Raw genomic sequence first — 20,353 nt, forward strand, 5'->3', positions numbered from 1 at the left:
ATTGTAGTCGCCCTGTTATGTCGGATTAGCCATCGACATGACGGGGCGATTTTGTTGGGTCGAAGGTGAACGTTTACCTCACAACAAGCTGTGACGGTTTCTCGTCATATTCTAAATTTTGTTAGCTTTTAAAAGAATAATCGCTAGTTCTTTCCCAATTTAGGGTATAAAGTATCAGTACGAACGTCCTACACTACCGCTACGGTTAGGAAAGGAGGAAGTATGCGTTCACGCATATGTCATACAATGGCTGATCAAGAACGGACTCATCATGACACGCACACCACGAAACCCGATCCTTCCTCATGGGACCAGCTTCCAATCGGCCTGTTCGCCTTCGATCGGCACGGCCAAATCGTGAGCTACAATGAATCATTTGTCCATTTACTTGGGATACTTCCAACCTCGAATCTAATATTCGAGCGATGTAGCTCTTCCTCGTTCGACTTCTTGGGCGCCATCCGGAACGTCTTAAACGGGGAGACAATTCGCATGGCTGGCTGGTATAAGGCGCCGGAGCGGCAACCTCGCTTCATCCGGACGACGATGTCCCCGAGTTTTTCAGCAGATGGAAAACTCGACGGCGGTGTCGGTATTTTAGAAGACGCGACGGAACAACGTCGCTATGAAGAGCGGATGGAGCACTTGTCGTCGCTCGACCCGTTGACAGAGCTGTATAACCGGAAGAAAGTCGGAGACGTCCTCTCGACGACGGCCCAAGAGACGGTCGACAAACGGGCACCCGCCGCCGTCATCATGCTCGACATCGACTATTTCAAACTCGTCAACGACACGTTCGGGCACCCGACCGGTGACCTCGTCTTGCGCTCGATCGCCCAATTGCTCAGGCGCAACATCCGCAAGTCGGACTCTATCGGACGTTGGGGCGGTGAAGAGTTTTTAATCGTCGCCCCCCGGTCGACACTCGCCGACGGCGTCCAGCTCGCCGACAAGCTCCGGCAAAAGATTAACGCCGAGCCGTTCGGTCCCGTCCCGCGCGTCACGTGCTCGTTCGGCGTCAGTTCGCTCGAGGGCGGAAAGACGGTCGAACAGGCGCTCCAAGACGCGGACGAGGCACTTTACGTCGCCAAGAACCGGGGCCGCAATCAAGTGTCGAGCAAACGTTAGTGAAGCATATGTATAAATAACAAAAAAGGGATGATGATCTGCCTCGAACAGATCATCATCCCTTTTTTCATTATACGTTGAAGCGTGATACAAGCTCCTGCAACTCTTCTGCCATATCCGCAAGTGACTTCGCGGATTGCGCAATCTCTTCCATCGAACCGAGTTGGTCCTCCGTCGTCGCCGCCACTTGCTTCGAGGCGACCGAGTTCTCATCGGCGATATGGGCGATTTGCGTCGCTGCGGCCGAGACTTCTTCGACGTTGGCGGCAATCTCTTCAACCGTCGCCGTCACGTCCTCGATTCGCGGCGTGATCGCCTGCGTCTGGGTCATAATCGTTTGGAAACGCTTGGCCGTGTTTTCCGTCGTCTCGAGCCCGGCTTTCGTATGAGCCGACACTTCTTTCATCAACTGGACCGAACGTTCCGTCTCTTGTTTGATATTGTCAATCAACTCGGAAATCTGTTTCGTCGACTGTTGCGATTGTTCGGCGAGTTTCCGTACTTCGCTCGCCACGACGGCGAAGCCTTTCCCGTTCTCACCAGCCCGTGCCGCTTCAATCGCAGCGTTCAAAGCGAGCAAGTTCGTCTGGGTCGCGATGCCGTTGATGACATCAACGATATTGCCGATCTCGTTTGACCGTTCGGCAAGCGAGTAGATGACTTTCCCGAACGTCTCGACCGATGAGTCGATCGCTTGCATCTGGGCCACGTTTTCCGTGACAGCAGTCGTTCCGTTCTCGGCCTCGAGCGCCGTCTCCCGTGACAGCTCTGACACGTCGGTCGAGCTTTCCGCGATGCGCATGATACCACCGGTGATGGCTTGGAGCGATACGGCGTTATCGTCAAGTTGACGTTTCGAGTCATCCGCTCCGGCGGCCATCTGTTGGACCGCTCCGGCGATTTGTTCCGAGGCGGCCGTGTTCTGCGCCGAGTTGGCCATCAGTTCCTGTGACGAGGCGGCGACTTGTCCGATTGATTGATCGAGATTTTGGATGATGGCGCGCAAGGAACGCGTCATCTCGTTGAAACTTGCGGCGACACGACCGACCTCGTCATTCGACTCGACGACGATGTCTTCGGTCAAGTCACCGGCTTGAATTCGTTCGGCCCCGACCGTCAAGCGGTTCAACGGGCGCAAAATCGAGCGTAAGATGACGTAGAGCAGTCCCGCTGCCAAGACGAGCATCAATCCGATCACACCGACGGTCGTCCATAAGATTCCAGACGTCTCATCCGTGATTTCTTCATCATACAGCGTCCCGGCAATTTTCCACCCGGTCAACTCGTTCGTCATGAAATCTATCTGCTTGCCTTCATTCTCGAACTCATAGGCAAAGCGGCCCGCATTTTCCGCATAGAGCGGTTCAATCCATTCGCCTTCCCCTTTTTCCCCAGGCGCCATCGTCGGATGGGTGACGAACTGTTGTAACGCATCAAGAATTGTCACGTAGCCTTCTTTCCCGATTTGAATGCTCGCCGCGACGGCTGCGATATCGTCAACGTCGACGTCCACCGCGATCACCCCGCGACCATCCGTCCCTGTCTGCGACAGCGTGATCATCATCTTGTTCGAGGCTGCATCGACATATGGGTCCGTCACGACGACGTTCCCACCGGCCGCTTCGGCCGCTTCATACCAAGGACGCGTGCGCGGGTCGTAATCATCCGGTAACTCTTGCGCCGGATAAATCGTCATCTCGCCACCAGTCGAGGCGTAGTAAATATTCGTCACGTTCGGATGCGTCTCCAAATACTCGAGAAACTTCTCTTCCAAGTCGAGGTTCTCTGCCCCCGACTCGTAAAGGGACGAATCAATCCGTCCCGCAAAGAACGCGACATCGCGTTGAATCGGTTCAATCAGGTTGGTGATTTCATCATTCATCCGCTCCACTCCCGCGTGGGCCGACTGCATAATTTGTTCGGTGATTTTCTGTTTCGCCTGATTGTAGGCGACAAACCCAATCAATAAAGAAGGAATCAATAATAGCACCAACGACATCGTAATCAATTTTTGTTTGATGGTGATGGTTCGGTCGTTCATTCGTCTCATAAAACAACTCCCATTCTCGAGAAAAACTCGTTATGTTAACCTTTGTATCGGTCAGATGGAGGAGGATGTTGACACCCTAGACAAAAAAACATCACCTTTTTCTATTTTTCATTATTGAAACCCTTTTCATACACAAAAAGACCGTCTGTTCGCAGGAAGCGAACAAACGGACTCAGTCGTTGGTCAAATAGCGGGCCAGATTGTCGAGTGTGGAGCGAAGTCCGGCATCATGGTCTTGTTTCTGAATGCCCGGCGGCACGTTCTCACAGACGATCGTGATGCGCGTCCCTCCATCGAGCGCCTCCAAATACCACGTCTGAATCATCTCACCAGCAAAGGCCGGGTCGGATGACTCGAACGTTCCGATTTGAACGATTTTGAGGCCGGGAACGAGGTCCAAAAAACGGCCGTTCGACACGTCGGTCCGGTCCGTCGTTTTGCCGGAGGCGAAATCAGTTTCTTCATACTTAAGAACGAGCTGGTACGTGCCTCCAATCCAAGGCTCGAACACGGTGGCGCGAGCCGACATGCCTTCCGGCGGTAGCCACTCGACGAGCTCATCAGGGTTGAGAAATGCTTGATAGACCCGTAAAGGTGTTGCCTCAATCCGTGTCGTGGCTGTATCGATACGTCGATTCATTTCGGATCACTCCTTCATCGAATGCTGAGAATTATCCGACTGTATCCTGTTTTCTAGGAATTGATGTAGTGTTACCATCACTTCTGTCAAAACGGTGAGCGTTCTAAACGTATCTTGATTTGACACTCAATTTTTATCACTCGAATCCTCAATTACTTTGCCCTCAGTACGAGTCATTGTTTGAACTCGTCTTCTATCCAACTTGCCTACAGGTGTATACGGCAACTTCTCAACAAAAGTGATTTCTCGGGGGATTTGGTATGCAGCCACTCGCGTGCGTAACCAGCTCAAAAGTGCTTCCTCCGTCATTTTATTATCAGCATATAGCTGTACGAATGCCTTCAGAATGTTGCCAGCGTAGACATCGTCCACACCGATGACAGCGACGTCTTCGACACTCGGATGATTGCACAAAGCAGCTTCGATTTCCGACGGATAGATATTGTTGCCGGCTGAAATGATCAAATCGTCTGTTCGTCCACATAGAAAATAATTACCGTTCTCGTCCCGGTAACCCATATCGCCAGTTTGAATCCAAAGGTTTTGGCTGTTTTTCATGGACCATTTATTCCGAATACAAAATTGCCCAATCCTGCCGGGTTCAACTTCTTTTCCATCCATTAAGACCTGCAAGTGGCTTCCCGGAATTGCTTTTCCGAGCGTATCTGGATGATCATTTAAATCTTCTGGTGTCGCAATGATGTTCAAGCCGGCTTCCGACGTTCCATATAGGTTGTATAAGACGTTCCCCAGATGATGGGTTACTTCACTCACTAAAACCGGATTTAGTTTTGCACCTCCAGACGCAATGCAAGCCAGGGATCCGAGCGCTTCTTGATCGTGCTTCAACATTTTATGGACCATCAACGGAACGACCGTGACCACTTCTACTTGGTGTTGCCGAATGAGGGCGCATGCGCTTTTCGCATCAAAGTTCTCTTGAATGACAACTTTCTTTCCTAAAGCCAGAAATGATAACAGGACAGCGATCCCGTAGCCATGATAAATCGGCGTGGCTATATAGGCCGTGTTGTATGTTGGCAGCTGCAATCGGTTCAGTAAAGCCGCAAACGGATTTAGAAAATTAAACAAGGATGGGCGGTGAACCACTTGTTTGGGCTTTCCAGTTGTACCACCGGTCAACAAGACAACCTTTCCGCTTGAAGAGGCCGTCAGTTTGTCTTTTCGATGTGGAACCGACGTTGACAACCTGTTGATGGATTCATGTGTTTCATGATAACTGACGAGTTTCGCATGTTGATATGAAGATTTTTCAATCAATCCACTAAATTCTTCGTCGTAAATTAGGAAGTCGAAACGATGTTCTTGCACGAGGCGATCGAACTGTAGTTGACTCATCGAACAATTGAGCAAATATATATCTGCGCCGAGCCGTGAGACAGCAAAGATGCCTTGCACGAACGACGCGTGGTTTTTACAGAAGAACGCTACTTTATGGCCTTTACAAATCCCGTACCTCTCCACTAATTGGTGAGCGAGATTTTCACAATGTTTTTGGAGCTCCTCATAATTGAGTGTTCCCCGATGATCCACCAAAGCAATCTTTTGCCCTCCTGTCTTTTCCGTCAATGAAAAAAGAAGCATCAGGTTTACACCGTTTTGACGGATTGCCAAGCAAAGACGTCCTAAGTTCGATGGGGAAAGAAAATTGAGCTGCGACAATATGTTCAATAAATTAAACATGGTCTCTGTCACGCTCCTTTTTCTTTACTAACTTGAGAACGAGAAATGATAACGGTGATCTGAACACAACTGAAGCCCATTGACCTAGAATCAGCCACCACGGTTTATAAACTTTTCGTTTCGTATACAAGGCGTGTCCAATCATTTCCGCCACGTGAACCGGTGACATGGCAGAAGTACTCTGATAAGCAATGGTCGGTTTAATCATGGGTGTTCTCACGAGCGGTAGGTAAATAGAAGTGGTGTATATGTTTTTGACTTTCAGTTCCGGCTCCGCCGAGCGCAACCACGTATCAAACGCGGTTTTAGACGCCTGGTAGGCAGCCCAATAAGGTATGGGGAATAACAAGACGTTGATAGAGGAAACATTGATGATTTGCCCATTATTCTTGGCAAGCATCGGAATGAGCGATAGCAATAACTGGACCGGGGCAAAATAATTAAGTGCCATTGTACGTGTGAAGTCATGGTAACGATCCAGCGACTGGGCAATTGGACGGTTTATGGAGATGCCGGCATTGCTGACGACAACATCTAATCCGTTCGTCAATTGATGCAGAAATGTCAGCAATTCGATTCGTTCCTCTTCGTTTCTCAAATCTGCCGGGAATACCGTCACACGGGCTGAAACCTGTTCAATGTCGTCTTTCATAGCGTTCATGCTTGCTTCGCTGCGGGCCACTAGAATCAGGTGCGCAGTCGTATCCGCTAACAGATAGGCGAACGCCTTGCCGATTCCTGAACTCGCTCCAGTGATCAAGACCGTCTTCCCATCCACTTCTTGTTTCATTTTTTCGAAATGAAAGGAAGGCGAAAAAAATAGAAACCTCTCCAACAGCGTGTAGTTATGCATATAGCCAACACCTTTTTATAAAATATTGTGATTGAATCAGGAATCACTGTTGACTTAATGTTCGAGATACATATCTAAATGCAACAGCTCGTCTCGAAGCGGCGACAAATCTTTTACCGAATGGACCCCCATCATATAGTCGTATCCGAAGAACACCTTGAACGTGTATTGTTTATCTGACTCATTTTCTTTATACTCTAACTCGGCGTAAAGCGTATTACGGAACATAAGGCGAAGCATGTTCGGGACTTGGTCTCGGGACAAGACCTTTCCTGGCTTCACTTTTTTACGAAGTTCTCTCATCCGGATCGGATAAAGCGTATTGAACGCGTGTTTCGAAGAAGGTCGATAGTCATAGTCGCGTCGCTCTAGATAGGAGACGGTCAACGTCTTTACGCCTAAATAGAACATGATTTGCTCAATCGCTTTGACGTAATTCGATTCCATGCGGAGATATTCCTCCAATGTGAAGACGACTCCGTCAAACGTTCGATTGATGTCAGAGATTTCTGTCCATTCGTCAATCTCACCTCTCGTTCCAGGATGATATTTGGTTACGCTATAGATGTTCATCTAGTCACCTGGCCTGTTCTTTTGATATTGGTACTCTAAAAAACGGACACAACGGTTGAGTCGTGTCCGAGCATGCGCCGACGACGGCGTTGTGATTCCCTTTCGTCCACCCGTAGGCGACTTCGCGCAGATTGGGCCAACCCCGTTGCGTTGATGGTTTTCTATCATGTAAACAGACCCGTGTCGATACGCCGCTTCATCACGGATCACTCCGTCTTGAAAAACGGAGACCTCACTGTCGTCAGCTTAGACGGCAAAAACGCATCAATTGCTTCTATGACTTCCTGTAGAACCTCAATCGTACCGAACGTACCGGCATCCCGCTCTAGCCCATGGTTCACTCCCATGAGCAGGTGCGTCTTGAGCGATGTGATGGCCGCTAACGCGTCTACCCGATTCGCCGTATAACAATGGTCCTTGTCACCGATGACGACGAGTTGAGATGCCCGAGTCGTCCTCATCGTCTCTGTCACATCCTCGCGTCCAAGGAGCGGCGTCAACCAAATGACATGTGCCTCGTGGAATATGGGACGAGTCAACTCATGGGCTAACGCGACGGTACCGAGCGACTTCCCGACGAAGATGAACGCTTCGTATTTATGTGTCGACAAGACATGATCGATGACCGTCCTCACATCGTGACGGACGACCGCGTCGATGTCATCGATGTGCGCATAGTCGTCACGGTAATACTGGTAGTTGATTTCCAAAACATCGCTTGAACGTTCTAAGAGCAAGCTCGTCGTAAAATGGAACATCGGGGCAGCGGTCGAATACCGATATCCTGGTAGTAGAATCGCGAGTTGTCGCGAAGGCCTCTCTTGCGTCAGCAATGTATACGAGATTTCCATCCCGTCAAACCCAGGCAGCTTACTTGTCTGTTCTTGCATGGTCATCCCCCTTATCCATAAAAACGGACGCGACCCGCTCAGGCCGCGTCCGTTCATGCTCCGACAATCGCGTCGTGATTCCCTTTCGTCCATCCGTAGGCGACTTCACGGAGGGCAAGTTCCCCGAACAAGCGCTCTTTCGCATCGATGACTTGCCCGTCACGTTGCTCATAGAACGTGCGGTAAGGGTTCAATTCGAGCGCCCAAATGATGAGCCCGTGATTCGACATCGCTTGAATCGCTTGCTCCAGCAATAGCGAACCAATCCCGTTACGCTGATGGTCCTCTAGAATGTAAATCGCATAAATCTCATTCGGATGGTCCGGATATTCGCCCGTCCGTTCTTCCCCGTAAAGAACGAACCCGACGATTTCCTCTTCGACGATGGCGACAAACCCTTCGACTTCTCGTTTCGCGAGGGCGCTGCGGACCTTTTCAGACCACTCGATTGCGTTCGAACCGAGCTTCAAGAGAAAGTCGGCCGGCACAATTCCCCGATAGGTTGTGCGCCATCCGTTCACCCTCACCCGCGCAATCCCGTAAGCGTCTTTTGGCTCGGCTTTCCGTATGAGCATCCGTACCCCCTCCTTAGCGTAAGTTTTACAAGTATTTTACCACAAATCACCCAATCGAAATCAGACTTCTTCCAGATTTGACTGACAATCATTTGACAAAAAACGACCGTAGGAAATCCTACGGTCGTACTGGTCAAGCGACGTTACGCGTTGTTGTAGCTTGCGTCTCCGTCAATGGTTTTTTCAAGAACGAGAGGAGGAGTGCTCCAATCAAGGCTCCGGCGAGAATCGCGAGGGCGTAAAGTCCCATGCTCATGACGACGTTTCCAGCTCCTTCAAGGAGTGGGAAGACGAAGATCCCACCGTGTGGCGCTGGCAATTGGATCGCGAAGAAGGCGGACAATCCACCTGCAATCGCAGATCCGAGAATCGCTGACGGCAATACCCGAATCGGGTCGGCCGCTGCAAAAGGGATGGCCGCTTCCGTGATGAACGAGGCACCCATGATATACGCTGTCTTCCCGGCTTCACGTTCTTGTTTCGAGAACTTTTGACGGGCGAACACAGTCGAAGCGAATGCGACGAGAAGCGGTGGTACCATCCCACCGGCCATGACAGCTGCCATGATTTCTTGGTTACCGGCAGTGAGTGCAGCTGTACCAAAGACGTAGGCTGTTTTGTTGATCGGACCACCCATATCGACGGCCATCATTCCACCGACGATAACACCGAGCAAGATGGCGTTGGCGCCGCTCAGGCTGTTCATGACATCCATCAACCATGTCATGAAGGCTGCGATCGGTTTATTGACAACGAGTAACATGATCATACCGGAAATAAATGACCCAAGTAACGGATAGAGTAATACCGGTTTAATTCCTTCAAGCGAGGCCGGTAGTTTAGAAAGTGCTTTAACCAAGAAGAGGACGACATATCCGGCAAGGAAACCAGCGATGAGTCCGCCGAGGAATCCGGCGCCACCTTGACTGGCTAATAAACCAGCGACAAGACCTGGTGCGAGACCTGGACGATCGGCGATTGACATCGCGATGAAACCGGCAAGAATCGGGACGAGGAAGCTAAAGGCTGCCCCACCGATTGTGTTGAGTTGTGCCGCAAATTCATTGAATGACGGGTCATCCGGGTTTGCCGAGTTGATGCCCCAGAAGAAGCTGATGGCGATCAAGAGACCACCAGCGACGACGAGTGGGAGCATCGCGGATACACCGCTCATCAAGTGCTTATAGATGCCTGTGCGCTGTTCTTTCGTCCCACCTGACGAACCAGTTCCTCGATACACCGGTGCGTCTTGTTTGACGGCCCGGTTGATCAACTCTTCCGGCTTCCGGATGCCTTGGGCGACCGGGACTTCGATGACATGTTTTCCGGCGAACCGGTCCATCTCGACGGCTTTATCGGCCGCGACGATGATGGCAGTTGCTTTCGCGATATCGGTCGCTGTCAATTCGTTTTTGACACCGGTCGAACCGTTCGTCTCGACTTTGATGTCAACTCCCATCGCCTCTGCTTTTTGCTTCAAGCTATCGGCAGCCATGTACGTGTGCGCGATACCCGTTGGACAAGCCGTGACAGCAAGGATGTAAGGTGCATCCGCTTGAACCGGTTTCGAAGCAACAGGAGCCGCCTCAGCCGCTTCTTTTTCTTCGATGGCCCGGATGACATCATCTTCTGATGTGGCCGCATAGAGACGTTCTTGGAACGCTGGATCCATAAGGAAGACAGATAATTTCGAGAGTGTTTCCAAGTGTTCGTTATTGGCGTGCTCTCCGGCGGCGATCATGAAGAACAAGCGGCTGTCTTGGCCGTCGAGTGCTTCGTAATCGATGCCTTCCGAGCGCCCGAAGGCGATGGCCGGTTGTTTGACGGCTTTCGTCTTCGCGTGCGGGATGGCGATCCCTTCACCGAGTCCGGTCGTACTTTGTGCTTCACGTGCGAGAATGGCGTCGCGGTAGCCGTTACGGTCCGATAGTTTGCCAGCGCGGTCGAGCACGTCGACGAGTTCTTCGATGACTTCGGCTTTCGAACGGCTGCGGAGATTCAGTTGAATCGTGTCCTTTTTAAGAAGGTCCGTGATATTCATGTTGTTTCCTCCAATCGAGATAGTGGGGTGACGCTGACTTCGCCGACCAAGCGGTCCACGTCTTCTTTTGTGCACAGCCCGAACGTATATGCAGACGCGCTGCCGGTCGTGACCGCATAGCGGAACGCTTCGGTTGCGTCGTGGTCGAGAATGTTGGCGACGAATCCTGCGACGAGTGAATCGCCTGCGCCGACCGAGTTGACAAGTTTGCCGCTCGGTGTGTTCGCCGTATAGGCGCCTGAACTGTTGACGAGCATCGCACCGTCACCGGCGAATGAAACGATGACGTTTTGGGCACCGCGTTTGACCAACTGCTCCGCATATGGGAGCGCCTGTTCGAACGTCTCGATGTCTGTATCGAACAGTTCACCGAGTTCATGGTGGTTCGGTTTAATCATGAGCGGTTTGAGTGAGAGGACTTCGAGCATCGCTTCCTTCGTCGTATCGACGACGAACTCGGCACCGTTTGCCCGCACCGTCTCAGCGAGCGTGCGGTAGAGTGTATCCGGCAGATTGCCCGGAATGCTTCCGGCGAGGACAACGATGTCGCCCGGTTGAACGTGATCGAACTGACGCGTCAACCGTTCAAGTTCCGTGTCCGAGATGACCGGGCCGCTCGCGTTCAATTCCGTCTCTTCTTGCGCTCGAATTTTGACGTTGATGCGCGTCTGACCATCGACTTCGACGAAATCCGTTTGGACGCCTTTGTCGGTCAGCGCCTTCTTGATGAAGTCTCCCGTCGTGCCGCCGACGAATCCTAACGCGACTGTTTCGACGTCATATTCACGTAAGACGAACGCGACGTTGATGCCTTTTCCTCCGGCCCGCTGCGTCGTCTCTTGAATCCGGTTGACTTCACCGAGGACGACTTCAGGGAGCGTCACGTAATAATCGATTGAGGGGTTCAGTGTTAACGTGTAAATCATTGGGCGTTCACCACCTTTGTAATTGATTGAATTGAACTGACGCTTGTCGAGTCGCTCCATGTGACGAGTGTAGCCGCTTCGAGCGGAGCCACCCGACTGAACGAACGTTTCCCGAATTTTGAATCGTCCGCCAAAATGTACGCCTCGCGAGCCAGTTCGATTGCTGTTTTTTTGACGAGTGCCTCTTCCGGGTCTGGGGTCGTGTACCCGGCCTCTAGGTCGACGCCATTGATGCCAAGAAAAGCGAGGTCGACCCGATAGTTCATCATGCTCTCCCGAGCGTTATAGCCGACGAGTGCCTGTGTCGACCGTTTCAACTCACCGCCGATCACGAACGTCTTGATATCGAGGTCGAACAAGTCGTTGGCGATCGGTAAACTGTTCGTCACGACGATGACGTCTTTTCCATCTAAAAAAGGAACCATCGCTTGCGTCGTCGTCCCGGCATCGAGATAGACGGACATCCCGTCTTCGATGAATGTCGCGGCCTTCCGTGCGATCGCGACTTTTTCATCGACGTGTTGATCTCGTTTCTCCTCGAACGTCGGCTCTTCTTCGTAGCGGGCCACGAGCGTTGCGCCGCCGTGTACCCGTTCGAGATAACCTTCTGCTTCGAGGTCGGTCAAATCCCGGCGAATCGTCGACTCCGACGATGCCGTCAACTCGACCAATTCTTTCAATTTGACAATCTTTTGCTCCGACAGACGTTGCAAAATCAGTTGATGTCGTTGCTTCGTTAACATCATATTCCCTCCGTAGCTCTAATATAAAGCGTTTTCATTTAAAAAACAATCATAAACATTCAAAAACATTCATCTTTTTTTACGTTGTCACAATTATAACATAAAAAACGGTCACTTAGTGACCGTTTTTGACAGTTCATTATCGTTTCATCAACCAATCGTTCAATCGGCGGATGAGTTCGGGATGAAGCGGCGCCTCAATGGCGTCCCGATATTCCTTATGCAACGTGAGGAGCGCGTGCGGACTCGTCCGTTCGACGAGCAAGTGGTTCATGTCATGGATGATGTGGCTGTCGACGTCCCCTTTCGTCCGAATCGAATGGACGTGCTCCGGTGGGACTTGGACGTCGCGGTCGCCGGTCAGGGCGAGCACGGGAACACGCACATGTTCGAGCCGCTCCCGGACGTCATAGGATGCATGCTCGCGAATCCATTTGGCGTTGACGACTTGGCCGCGGTACTTGAAGGCGGCGACGTTCGTCCGTAACGACCGTTCAAGCAAATCGTCTTGGCGCTGGCGAATCTTCTTCGGGACGCCGGTCAATCGATAGAACACGCCCTTGAGTCCTTTCACCGAACCGACTTCAGTTGCGAGTGCGTCGGCTTGCAGCAAGAACATCTTCTTCGAGGAATCGTTGAATCCGGCAAGAAGAATCAGTCCGGCCGCGTTCGTCTCTAGCTGGACCGCCGGGGCGATGACGGCCCCTTCGCTGTGACCGAGCACATACATGTCCCCTGCGTCCGGCTCCTGTTTGATGACGTTGACGACGGTGATCGCATCTGTCACCAGGTCGTGCAGCCCGACTTTATTGAAATCACCGTCCGATTCACCGATGCCTTGTTTGTCATACCGGTAGACGTTGACACCCATCTTAAAGAGCGCCTCGGCCAGTTTTTTATACGTGCCGAATTGGGATGGTCCCAAATTGCCGTCCCGGTCGCTCGGCCCACTCCCGCTGAGCAGGACGACCGTCTTACGGGGTTCGCCGTGGGTCATCCACGTACCGGCCAGTTGTCCATAATTCGTTGTCACGTTCAGTTGTCGTTCCATCGTATCGCCTCCCCTTTCATCATACCGAAGTATTTAAGAGAGGACGAGTGTTTATCCGTAAAGAAAAGACGTTCTTATTAGGAACGTCTCGGGGAAAATCGTTTCATTGAGTGATCAGCCACTGCTTCAGCCATTCAACTTGCTCTTCCATCACTTCATTGGATAGACGATCTAGATTATCGTATTCAGTATGCAAGTCATAAACTGCCAACCGCGAATCGCTCAGGACGGCCAGAGGTAAGTCAGCTTCTCCGTAGCTGTCCAGACTTGAACTGCCTAATATCGTCACATCAAGTGCGTCGAACGGTTCTGTCTCTAAAAAGGAGTGGCGTTTCATCCCGATCGTTCGAATGTAAAGTGGGTCGTCGCCCGTTCCCATGGCATCTAACTGCAGAATCGTCTTTACCGATGGTTGACGCTCTTTCAATCGAGCGAGATAGTCATCACTTGCCTCTTCTCCAAACCCACTACCATTTAAAAAAACGTAGCGGATTGTGGCATCGGTTTTCACACCGTCCATCTTTTCTAATAAATGATAAAGGACGGAAGACCCACTAACGCTTGAGAGGACATGATCCCCTTTCCACGAAGCGTCAAGGCGAGACATGATGACAATTTCTTCATCCCCTTCCCCTTGTTGAACATACTCTATGTACGGTATTTCTTCGCAGTACGGTTCGATGACAATCATTTCGCCATCACGAAAAGCTTTGGCCGCCTCTCCATCGACTCCGGTACCCCCAATCGGTAATGTATAGGAAACAATCACGAAGCCGCTCTCATCCGGTTCATTCGGATGCGGTGTAATGACGTAACCGGCTGCCCCTGCTTCAGCGAGTTTACCTAAGTAACGGTTGGCCGCTTCATCATTATCGATGACCCCGTAATAATCTGACGTATAGGCCGTATGCGACTTTTCGAGAGAAGTGTCTGTCATCGGTAACACAATCACTTTGCCTTCCACTTGTTCGATGGGGTCATCCCAGTTCATATGTAAAAGTTCACCTTTGATCTCCTGTTCGAGCGCCATGCTCGAATATCCTTCAAAATAATCGTCGCCTAGATAAATGTCCGTCCAATAAGTAGAGCGCTCCACGTAATGAACGACACGCTTCGCACTCACTTCTAGCTCTGTACCAAATGTGTCAAAAAACTCAAAACTATCGTAACTATCTGCATCCCGATCTTGTGACGCAAAATATTCAGCCGTTTCATATGGACTTGTTGATGAAAGCGGATTGAAATAAAGAAAAACGGTAAATAGTGCCGACAGTAAGCTGTACATAATTGTCATCTGCGTATCTCCATCAAAAAAACTCACCAATAAATGGTTGTATTATCCTATTATATTAAGTGATCTGACAATTTTATATTTCTTTTTCACAAAAAAACGGCCTCCCTCCGAACGAGGGAAACCGTTTGATTGGTGCAAGACTTATACGCCTTCGTAAGCAGCGTACATGATCTCTTTCAATTCTTCAACGAGCGGCATTTTCGGGTTAGCCGTCGTACATTGGTCTTCGAACGCGTCGACTGCCATCTTGTCGACTTTCGCGTCGAGGTCCGCTTTCTTGATGCCTTGGGCTTTGAACGAGAGTTTGATGTTCAAGCGCTGACCGAGCTCGATGATCGCTTGGATGAGCGACTCGACGCCTTCTTCCGTCGTGCTGGCTGGAAGTCCGAGGTAGCGCGCGATTTCAGCGTAACGCTCGTCGGCGATGAATGACTCATATTTCGGGAACGCCGCGAGTTTCGATGGGCGTGTCGCGTTATAGCGAATGACGTGCGGCATAAGGATCGCGTTCGTCCGTCCGTGTGGGACATGGAACTCGCCACCGATTTTGTGTGCGATCGAGTGGTTGATACCGAGGAACGCGTTCGCGAAAGCCATACCAGCCATTGTTGATGCGTTGTGGACTTTCTGACGTGCTTCGGCGTCACTGCCGTTCTCATACGCTTTCGGGAGGTAATCGAAAATCATCTTCATCGAACGAAGCGCGAGTCCATCCGTATAGTCGTTTGCCATGACCGAAACGTACGCTTCGATGGCGTGTGTCAACACGTCCATTCCTGTATCCGCCGTGATTGAAGCTGGGACCGTCATGACGAACTCAGGGTCGACGATGGCGACGTCCGGTGTAATCGCATAGTCAGCGATCGGGTATTTGACGTTGCGTTTCTTATCCGTGATGACCGTGAACGGTGTCACTTCAGAACCCGTACCTGATGTTGTCGGGATGGCGACGAACATCGACTTGTTACCGAGCGTCGGGAATTTGTACGTCCGCTTGCGGATATCCATGAATTTTTGGCGAAGGTTCGAGAACTTCTCTTCTGGGCGTTCGTAGAAGAGCCACATGCCTTTCGCAGCATCCATTGGTGATCCACCGCCGAGGGCGATAATCATATCTGGTTGGAAGTGACGCATCGCTTCGGCACCGCGCATGACCGTCTCAACTGACGGGTCTGGCTCGACTTGGTCGAAGATGCGGTACTCGACGCCAGCCGGCAAGTTTTTGACGACTTTATCAGCAAATCCGAGTTTGACCATCATTTCATCCGTGACGATCATCGCCCGTTTTTTCGATGTGAGCGATTGAAGGTATTGGACCGAGTTTTTCTCAAAGTAAATCTTTTCAGGGACTTTAAACCATTGCATATTCACGCGACGTCTCGCCACCTTTTTCACGTTGAGTAGATGTTTCGCCGTCACGTTCTCAGAGACGGAGTTTTTACCGTACGACCCACAACCGAGTGTGAGTGATGGTGTCATTTCGTTATAGAGATCACCGATCCCGCCGTGTGCCGTTGGCGAGTTGACGATGATGCGGCAAGCTTTCATCCGGAGTCCGAATGCGAGGATGGCGGCGTCGTCAGTCGAGTGGATGGCTGCCGTATGTCCGAGACCACCGATTTCAAGCATCTTCTCAGCGATGGCGAATCCTTCTTCACGCGATTGGACTTTGTAGGCTCCGAGTACTGGGCTGAGTTTCTCATGTGAGAGCAACTCTGTCGCACCGACCGTCTCGAGTTCGGCGATCAAGATTTTCGTATCGGCCGGGACTGTGAGTCCAGCTCGTTCGGCGATCCAGGCTGCAGGCTTCCCGACGATTTCCGGGTTGACCGCACAAGAGTCTGTTTTAATGACGAGTGTCTCGAGTTTTGCTTTCTCTTCTGGTGAGCAGAAGTAGCAACCGAGCGCCGTCATTTCGGCTTTCACTTCTTCGTACACTTCTTGGTCGACGATAATCGCTTGTTCAGATGCACAGATCATCCCGTTATCGAACGTTTTCGACAAGATGACGTCCGAGATGGCACGTTTTACTTTTGCTGTTTTGTCGATGTAGGCCGGAACGTTACCAGGACCGACGCCAAGGGCTGGTTTACCAGTCGAGTAGGCTGATTTGACCATCGCCGCTCCACCAGTTGCGAGGACCATGGCGACTCCTGGGTGGTTCATGAGCGCTTTCGTCGCGTCGAGTGACGGTTTTTCAACCCATTGAATCAAGTGTTCCGGAGCTCCCGCTTCGATGGCTGCGTCACGAAGGATGCGTGCCGCTTCACTTGAACACTGTTGTGCCGACGGGTGGAAACCGAAGATGATCGGGTTACGTGTTTTGATGGCGATGATTGCTTTGAACATCGTCGTTGATGTCGGGTTCGTGACCGGTGTGACCCCGGCGACGACTCCGACTGGTTCTGCGATGTACGTGATGCCGTTTTGCTCATCGTCCTCGATGACGCCGACCGTCTTCTCGCCACGGAGTGAGTTATAAATATATTCTGTCGCAAAGATGTTTTTGATCATTTTATCTTCAAACACACCGCGACCTGTTTCTTCATATGCATGTTTCGCGAGGGCGACGTGTTGTTCGAGACCGGCTAACGCCATCGCTTGAACAATCGCATCGATTTTCTCTTGGTCGAACGTCATCAATGTCTCGAGCGCCGTGTGGGCTCTAGTGACGAGCGTGTCGACCATCTGTTCTGCTGATGTTTCTACTACTGCTTTCTCTTTAACTGCCATGTTGGTTTCCTCCTCATGAATGAGAGCTTATACTGTTGACTTGATGGAGAGCACGGGGCAATCAGTTGGTTTGAGAAGAGTTTGTGCTTTCCTTCACATTCATAGAATACAACGTTTCTCGCATTTTGTGCGTGACAACAATGTGAACTCTTTCACAATATTTTTTAGGAGAATGAGGATAGGTCTTGCTTTTTCATATGACGCTCAGTAAAATCGAATGCGTTTTCATGAAAATAAAGCATATGCGATATGTAAACGCTTTCATCTATTGTGTCCATGATGAGGCGAATGCGCTGTGCAAAATGTCACGGGATGAGGATTGGTCGTCCACCCTGCGCTCGGTCGTGTATAATGAAGAAAGAACCTAATTAGGAAGTGACATGATTATGCCGAGACAAGACGCAGCCGATCAGTTCGTAAAACTGATCCCATTAATTCGCCGGAAGTTATTACGTCGTTCCGACCTTCCGCAAATCCCAAACTTAAACTTTTCCCACTTTCATCTCCTCATGTTGATTGAAGATGAAGGCGCGGTCACGAACGGACACATCAGTGAGACGTTATCGATTGCCCCGCCGAACGTGACGCCGCTCATCACGAAGCTCGTCGATGAGGGCTACATCACCCGCGTCCCGGACGAACGCGATCGTCGTGTCATCTGGAATCAACTGACCGAAAAGGGCGAACTCGTCCTCCGCGAGCGTCGCGATTCGTTCCGTCGCCTGTTCGAGGACCGTCTCGCGTTTCTGAACGAGGAAGAGACGGACCGCCTAATCGACAGTTTGAAGACGTTGACGGAGATCGTCGAGAAGATGGATAAAAGCGAGGGATGATTTTTGCTCGTCAACATCCACGTCTTCTTATATAATCGAGGATGAATCAATCGAACAATGGAAAGAGAGATGACATGTAATGGGTCGTAAATGGAACAACATTAAAGAGAAAAAGGCGTCAAAAGACGCCAATACGAGTCGCATCTATGCGAAGTTCGGCCGTGAAATCTACGTAGTCGCCCGTCAAGGGGAACCAGATCCAGAATCAAACCAAGCACTCAAGTTCGTCGTCGAACGAGCGAAGACGTACAACGTCCCGCGCGCAATCATCGACCGCGCCATCGACAAAGCGAAGGGCGGCGACGAAGAGAACTTCGATGAGCTCCGCTATGAAGGATTCGGACCGAACGGCTCGATGCTCATCGTCGACACGCTCACGAACAACGTCAACCGGACGGCGTCTGAAGTCCGCGCCGCTTTCGGTAAAAACGGCGGCAACATGGGTGTCAGCGGGTCAGTCGCTTACATGTTCGACGCGACGGCTGTCATCGGTGTCAACGGCATGTCTGCTGACGACGTACTCGAACTCATGATGGAGCACGACCTCGGCGTCCGTGATGTCATCGAAGAAGATGAGACGGTGATCGTCTATGCGGAACCAGAAGCGTTCCATGCCGTCCAGACTGCCTTCAAAGCAGCAGGCATCGAGACGTTTGAGGTCGCCGAGTTGACGATGCTGCCACAAAACGAGATTGCCCTCGACAACGAGTCGAAAGAACAGTTCGAAAAACTACTCGACGTCCTCGAAGACCTCGAAGACGTGCGCCAGGTATACCATAACGTTGAAGGATGACGAACGAGCGATAACTTTTCGGAGTTATCGCTTTTTTTGAACAATCGATTTGACAACCCGAAACACGTATGTTAAATTTCAAAAGTCTTTATCATATTAAAGTGATAACAAGAGAAAGAGTTTTGAATGAAAGGTGTTGGAAATGATGAATGCTGTCTTATTAGCTGTTATCGTATTATTCGCTCTTGCGATCAGTCGAGTTCACATCGTCTTATCGCTCATCCTTGCCGCGGTCGTCGGTGGTCTGGTCGGAGGTCTCGGGTTTAATGAGACGTTGACCGCCTTCAGTGACGGGCTCGGCGGAGGTGCGACGATCGCCCTCAGTTACGCGTTGCTCGGCGCATTTGCCGTCGGTCTATCAAAAACAGGGCTCCCAGACGTCCTGGCTGAAAAGTTAATCAGCATGTCAGGCCGCGACGTCACAGGCAAAAGTGTGACCCGGGTCAAGGCATTGTTGCTATCGTTCCTCTTATTACTAGCAATCAGTTCGCAGAATGCGCTACCGATTCACATCGCGTTCATCCCGATCGTCATCCCGCCGCTCCTCGTGCTGTTTAACGAGTTGAAGCTCGACCGCCGTCTCGTGGCGACGATTCTCACATTCGGTCTCGTCACCCCGTACATGTTACTCCCGGTCGGATTCGGCGGCATTTACTTGAATGAGATTTTGCTGCCGAACGTGGAAACGAACGGCATGACCGTCGGTGATGTCAACATCGTCAGCATCATGGCCATCCCGGCCCTCGGTATGCTCGTCGGTCTCATCACCGCCTTCTTCCACTATCGGAAGCCGCGTTCGTATGAGACGATTCAACTCGGACCAAGCGACTATGAGGTCCGGACGTTGAGCCCGCTCAAGATTTGGCTCACGGCCGTTGTCATCCTCGTCGTGCTCGTCGTACAGCTTCAAACCGAGTCGATGATCGCCTCGGCCGTCACAGGACTCATCTTGTTGACGTTACTTCGCCTCATCCCTTGGTCAGAGGCCGATGACATTTTCACGAGCGGCATGCGCATGATGGCCTTTATCGGTTTCGTCATGATTGCAGCAAGCGGTTTCGCCGCCGTCATCCGCGCGACCGGTGCCATCGAACCACTCGTCAGTGGTGCGAGCGGCATTATGGGTGACTCACAATTTGTAGCCGCCCTCGTCATGCTCCTCGTCGGACTCGTCATCACGCTCGGCATCGGTTCGAGTTTCTCGACGGTTCCAATCATCGCGGCCATCTTCGTCCCGCTTTGCACCCAGTACGGTTTCTCGGTCGAGGCGACAATCGCCATCATCGGGACGGCCGGTGCGCTCGGTGACGCCGGTAGCCCAGCGAGTGACTCGACACTCGGCCCGACGAGCGGCTTGAACGCCGACGGTCAACACGACCACTTGCGTGAGACCGTGTGGCCGACGTTCCTCCACTACAATATCCCGCTCATCATCTTCGGTTTGATTGCCGCCATGGTATTGTAATCACTTCCGATTTCGCCGCGCGTAAATCGTGCCGAGCAAGACGAGCACGAGTAAAAACCAA

The 20,353-nt window shown here is 51.3% G+C and carries 17 protein-coding genes; 4 read left to right on the forward strand and 13 right to left on the reverse strand.

Annotated features, from left to right (window positions below; translation table 11 throughout):
• Window positions 1–222 precede the first annotated feature (222 nt).
• Window positions 223–1,128: a GGDEF domain-containing protein gene (locus KNP82_RS11470; RefSeq protein ID WP_214828066.1), complete on the forward strand. Its 906-nt coding sequence runs from the start codon at window positions 223–225 to the stop codon at window positions 1,126–1,128.
• A gap of 70 nt (window positions 1,129–1,198) precedes the next feature.
• On the opposite strand, the gene KNP82_RS11475 is transcribed toward KNP82_RS11470, so the two are convergent.
• From KNP82_RS11475 to adhE, 13 genes are all read right to left on the reverse strand, one after another.
• Complete coding sequence (locus tag KNP82_RS11475; RefSeq protein ID WP_251128730.1) at window positions 1,199–3,178, reverse strand: methyl-accepting chemotaxis protein; 1,980 nt, start codon at window positions 3,176–3,178, stop codon at window positions 1,199–1,201.
• A gap of 172 nt (window positions 3,179–3,350) precedes the next feature.
• Window positions 3,351–3,818, reverse strand: coding sequence for an SRPBCC domain-containing protein (locus KNP82_RS11480; RefSeq protein ID WP_214828069.1), 468 nt, complete (start codon window positions 3,816–3,818; stop codon window positions 3,351–3,353).
• Between the two features lie 126 nt (window positions 3,819–3,944).
• Window positions 3,945–5,453: an AMP-binding protein gene (locus KNP82_RS11485; protein WP_251128731.1), complete on the reverse strand. Its 1,509-nt coding sequence runs from the start codon at window positions 5,451–5,453 to the stop codon at window positions 3,945–3,947.
• 61 nt (window positions 5,454–5,514) lie between these two features.
• Window positions 5,515–6,375 (reverse strand): SDR family NAD(P)-dependent oxidoreductase, encoded by an 861-nt coding sequence (locus KNP82_RS11490; protein WP_214828075.1) that lies wholly within the window; start codon window positions 6,373–6,375, stop codon window positions 5,515–5,517.
• 54 nt (window positions 6,376–6,429) lie between these two features.
• Entirely contained in the window at window positions 6,430–6,948 is a 519-nt protein-coding gene (locus tag KNP82_RS11495; RefSeq protein WP_029595565.1) for a hypothetical protein, read from the reverse strand.
• Window positions 6,949–7,154: 206 nt separating this feature from the next.
• Window positions 7,155–7,838 (reverse strand): alpha/beta fold hydrolase, encoded by a 684-nt coding sequence (locus KNP82_RS11500; RefSeq protein WP_051627731.1) that lies wholly within the window; start codon window positions 7,836–7,838, stop codon window positions 7,155–7,157.
• 53 nt (window positions 7,839–7,891) lie between these two features.
• Window positions 7,892–8,413, reverse strand: coding sequence for a GNAT family N-acetyltransferase (locus tag KNP82_RS11505; protein WP_138859476.1), 522 nt, complete (start codon window positions 8,411–8,413; stop codon window positions 7,892–7,894).
• A 133-nt stretch (window positions 8,414–8,546) separates the two neighbouring features.
• Window positions 8,547–10,454 carry a PTS fructose transporter subunit IIABC gene (locus KNP82_RS11510; RefSeq protein ID WP_214755911.1) on the reverse strand — a complete coding sequence of 636 codons (1,908 nt, stop codon included), beginning with the start codon at window positions 10,452–10,454 and terminating at the stop codon, window positions 8,547–8,549.
• Complete coding sequence (gene pfkB, locus KNP82_RS11515; RefSeq protein WP_214755910.1) at window positions 10,451–11,380, reverse strand: 1-phosphofructokinase; 930 nt, start codon at window positions 11,378–11,380, stop codon at window positions 10,451–10,453. The genes KNP82_RS11510 and pfkB overlap by 4 nt, the downstream gene beginning before the upstream one ends.
• A complete protein-coding gene (locus tag KNP82_RS11520) occupies window positions 11,377–12,123 on the reverse strand; it encodes a DeoR/GlpR family DNA-binding transcription regulator (protein ID WP_029595570.1) in 747 nt (248 codons plus the stop codon). Before KNP82_RS11520 ends, pfkB begins: the two co-directional genes overlap by 4 nt.
• A 139-nt stretch (window positions 12,124–12,262) precedes the next feature.
• Window positions 12,263–13,174, reverse strand: coding sequence for an alpha/beta hydrolase (locus tag KNP82_RS11525; RefSeq protein ID WP_214755909.1), 912 nt, complete (start codon window positions 13,172–13,174; stop codon window positions 12,263–12,265).
• A gap of 103 nt (window positions 13,175–13,277) precedes the next feature.
• Window positions 13,278–14,468, reverse strand: a complete 1,191-nt coding sequence (locus tag KNP82_RS11530) for a zinc-binding metallopeptidase family protein (RefSeq protein WP_214755908.1) — start codon at window positions 14,466–14,468, stop codon at window positions 13,278–13,280.
• Between the two features lie 141 nt (window positions 14,469–14,609).
• On the reverse strand, window positions 14,610–17,201 hold the full coding sequence (adhE, locus tag KNP82_RS11535; protein WP_214799720.1) for a bifunctional acetaldehyde-CoA/alcohol dehydrogenase: 2,592 nt from the start codon (window positions 17,199–17,201) through the stop codon (window positions 14,610–14,612).
• A 386-nt stretch (window positions 17,202–17,587) separates the two neighbouring features.
• On the opposite strand from adhE, the gene KNP82_RS11540 reads away from it, so the two are divergent.
• The 3 genes from KNP82_RS11540 to KNP82_RS11550 all read left to right on the forward strand — a co-directional run bounded on the left by KNP82_RS11540 (window position 17,588) and on the right by KNP82_RS11550 (window position 20,292).
• Window positions 17,588–18,034, forward strand: a complete 447-nt coding sequence (locus KNP82_RS11540; RefSeq protein ID WP_021067328.1) for a MarR family winged helix-turn-helix transcriptional regulator — start codon at window positions 17,588–17,590, stop codon at window positions 18,032–18,034.
• Window positions 18,035–18,113: 79 nt separating this feature from the next.
• A complete protein-coding gene (locus tag KNP82_RS11545; RefSeq protein ID WP_214755907.1) occupies window positions 18,114–18,827 on the forward strand; it encodes a YebC/PmpR family DNA-binding transcriptional regulator in 714 nt (237 codons plus the stop codon).
• A gap of 145 nt (window positions 18,828–18,972) precedes the next feature.
• Complete coding sequence (locus tag KNP82_RS11550) at window positions 18,973–20,292, forward strand: Na+/H+ antiporter family protein (protein ID WP_214828079.1); 1,320 nt, start codon at window positions 18,973–18,975, stop codon at window positions 20,290–20,292.
• The last annotated feature ends 61 nt before the right edge of the window (window positions 20,293–20,353 follow it).

Origin of the sequence: Exiguobacterium sp. s26 (assembly GCF_018618235.1) — a bacterium.
GTDB lineage: Bacteria > Bacillota > Bacilli > Exiguobacteriales > Exiguobacteriaceae > Exiguobacterium > Exiguobacterium chiriqhucha.

Bases quoted from the DNA above. Each gene is read 5' to 3' on its own strand.
- KNP82_RS11470 (WP_214828066.1), top strand. From the start codon at position 223: ATGCGTTCACGCATATGTCATACAATGGCTGATCAAGAACGGACTCAT.
- KNP82_RS11475 (WP_251128730.1), bottom strand. From the start codon at position 3,178: ATGAGACGAATGAACGACCGAACCATCACCATCAAACAAAAATTGATT.
- KNP82_RS11480 (WP_214828069.1), bottom strand. From the start codon at position 3,818: ATGAATCGACGTATCGATACAGCCACGACACGGATTGAGGCAACACCT.
- KNP82_RS11490 (WP_214828075.1), bottom strand. From the start codon at position 6,375: ATGCATAACTACACGCTGTTGGAGAGGTTTCTATTTTTTTCGCCTTCC.
- KNP82_RS11495 (WP_029595565.1), bottom strand. From the start codon at position 6,948: ATGAACATCTATAGCGTAACCAAATATCATCCTGGAACGAGAGGTGAG.
- KNP82_RS11500 (WP_051627731.1), bottom strand. From the start codon at position 7,838: ATGCAAGAACAGACAAGTAAGCTGCCTGGGTTTGACGGGATGGAAATC.
- KNP82_RS11505 (WP_138859476.1), bottom strand. From the start codon at position 8,413: ATGCTCATACGGAAAGCCGAGCCAAAAGACGCTTACGGGATTGCGCGG.
- KNP82_RS11510 (WP_214755911.1), bottom strand. From the start codon at position 10,454: ATGAATATCACGGACCTTCTTAAAAAGGACACGATTCAACTGAATCTC.
- pfkB (WP_214755910.1), bottom strand. From the start codon at position 11,380: ATGATTTACACGTTAACACTGAACCCCTCAATCGATTATTACGTGACG.
- KNP82_RS11520 (WP_029595570.1), bottom strand. From the start codon at position 12,123: ATGTTAACGAAGCAACGACATCAACTGATTTTGCAACGTCTGTCGGAG.
- KNP82_RS11525 (WP_214755909.1), bottom strand. From the start codon at position 13,174: ATGGAACGACAACTGAACGTGACAACGAATTATGGACAACTGGCCGGT.
- KNP82_RS11530 (WP_214755908.1), bottom strand. From the start codon at position 14,468: ATGACAATTATGTACAGCTTACTGTCGGCACTATTTACCGTTTTTCTT.
- adhE (WP_214799720.1), bottom strand. From the start codon at position 17,201: ATGGCAGTTAAAGAGAAAGCAGTAGTAGAAACATCAGCAGAACAGATG.
- KNP82_RS11540 (WP_021067328.1), top strand. From the start codon at position 17,588: ATGCCGAGACAAGACGCAGCCGATCAGTTCGTAAAACTGATCCCATTA.
- KNP82_RS11545 (WP_214755907.1), top strand. From the start codon at position 18,114: ATGGGTCGTAAATGGAACAACATTAAAGAGAAAAAGGCGTCAAAAGAC.
- KNP82_RS11550 (WP_214828079.1), top strand. From the start codon at position 18,973: ATGAATGCTGTCTTATTAGCTGTTATCGTATTATTCGCTCTTGCGATC.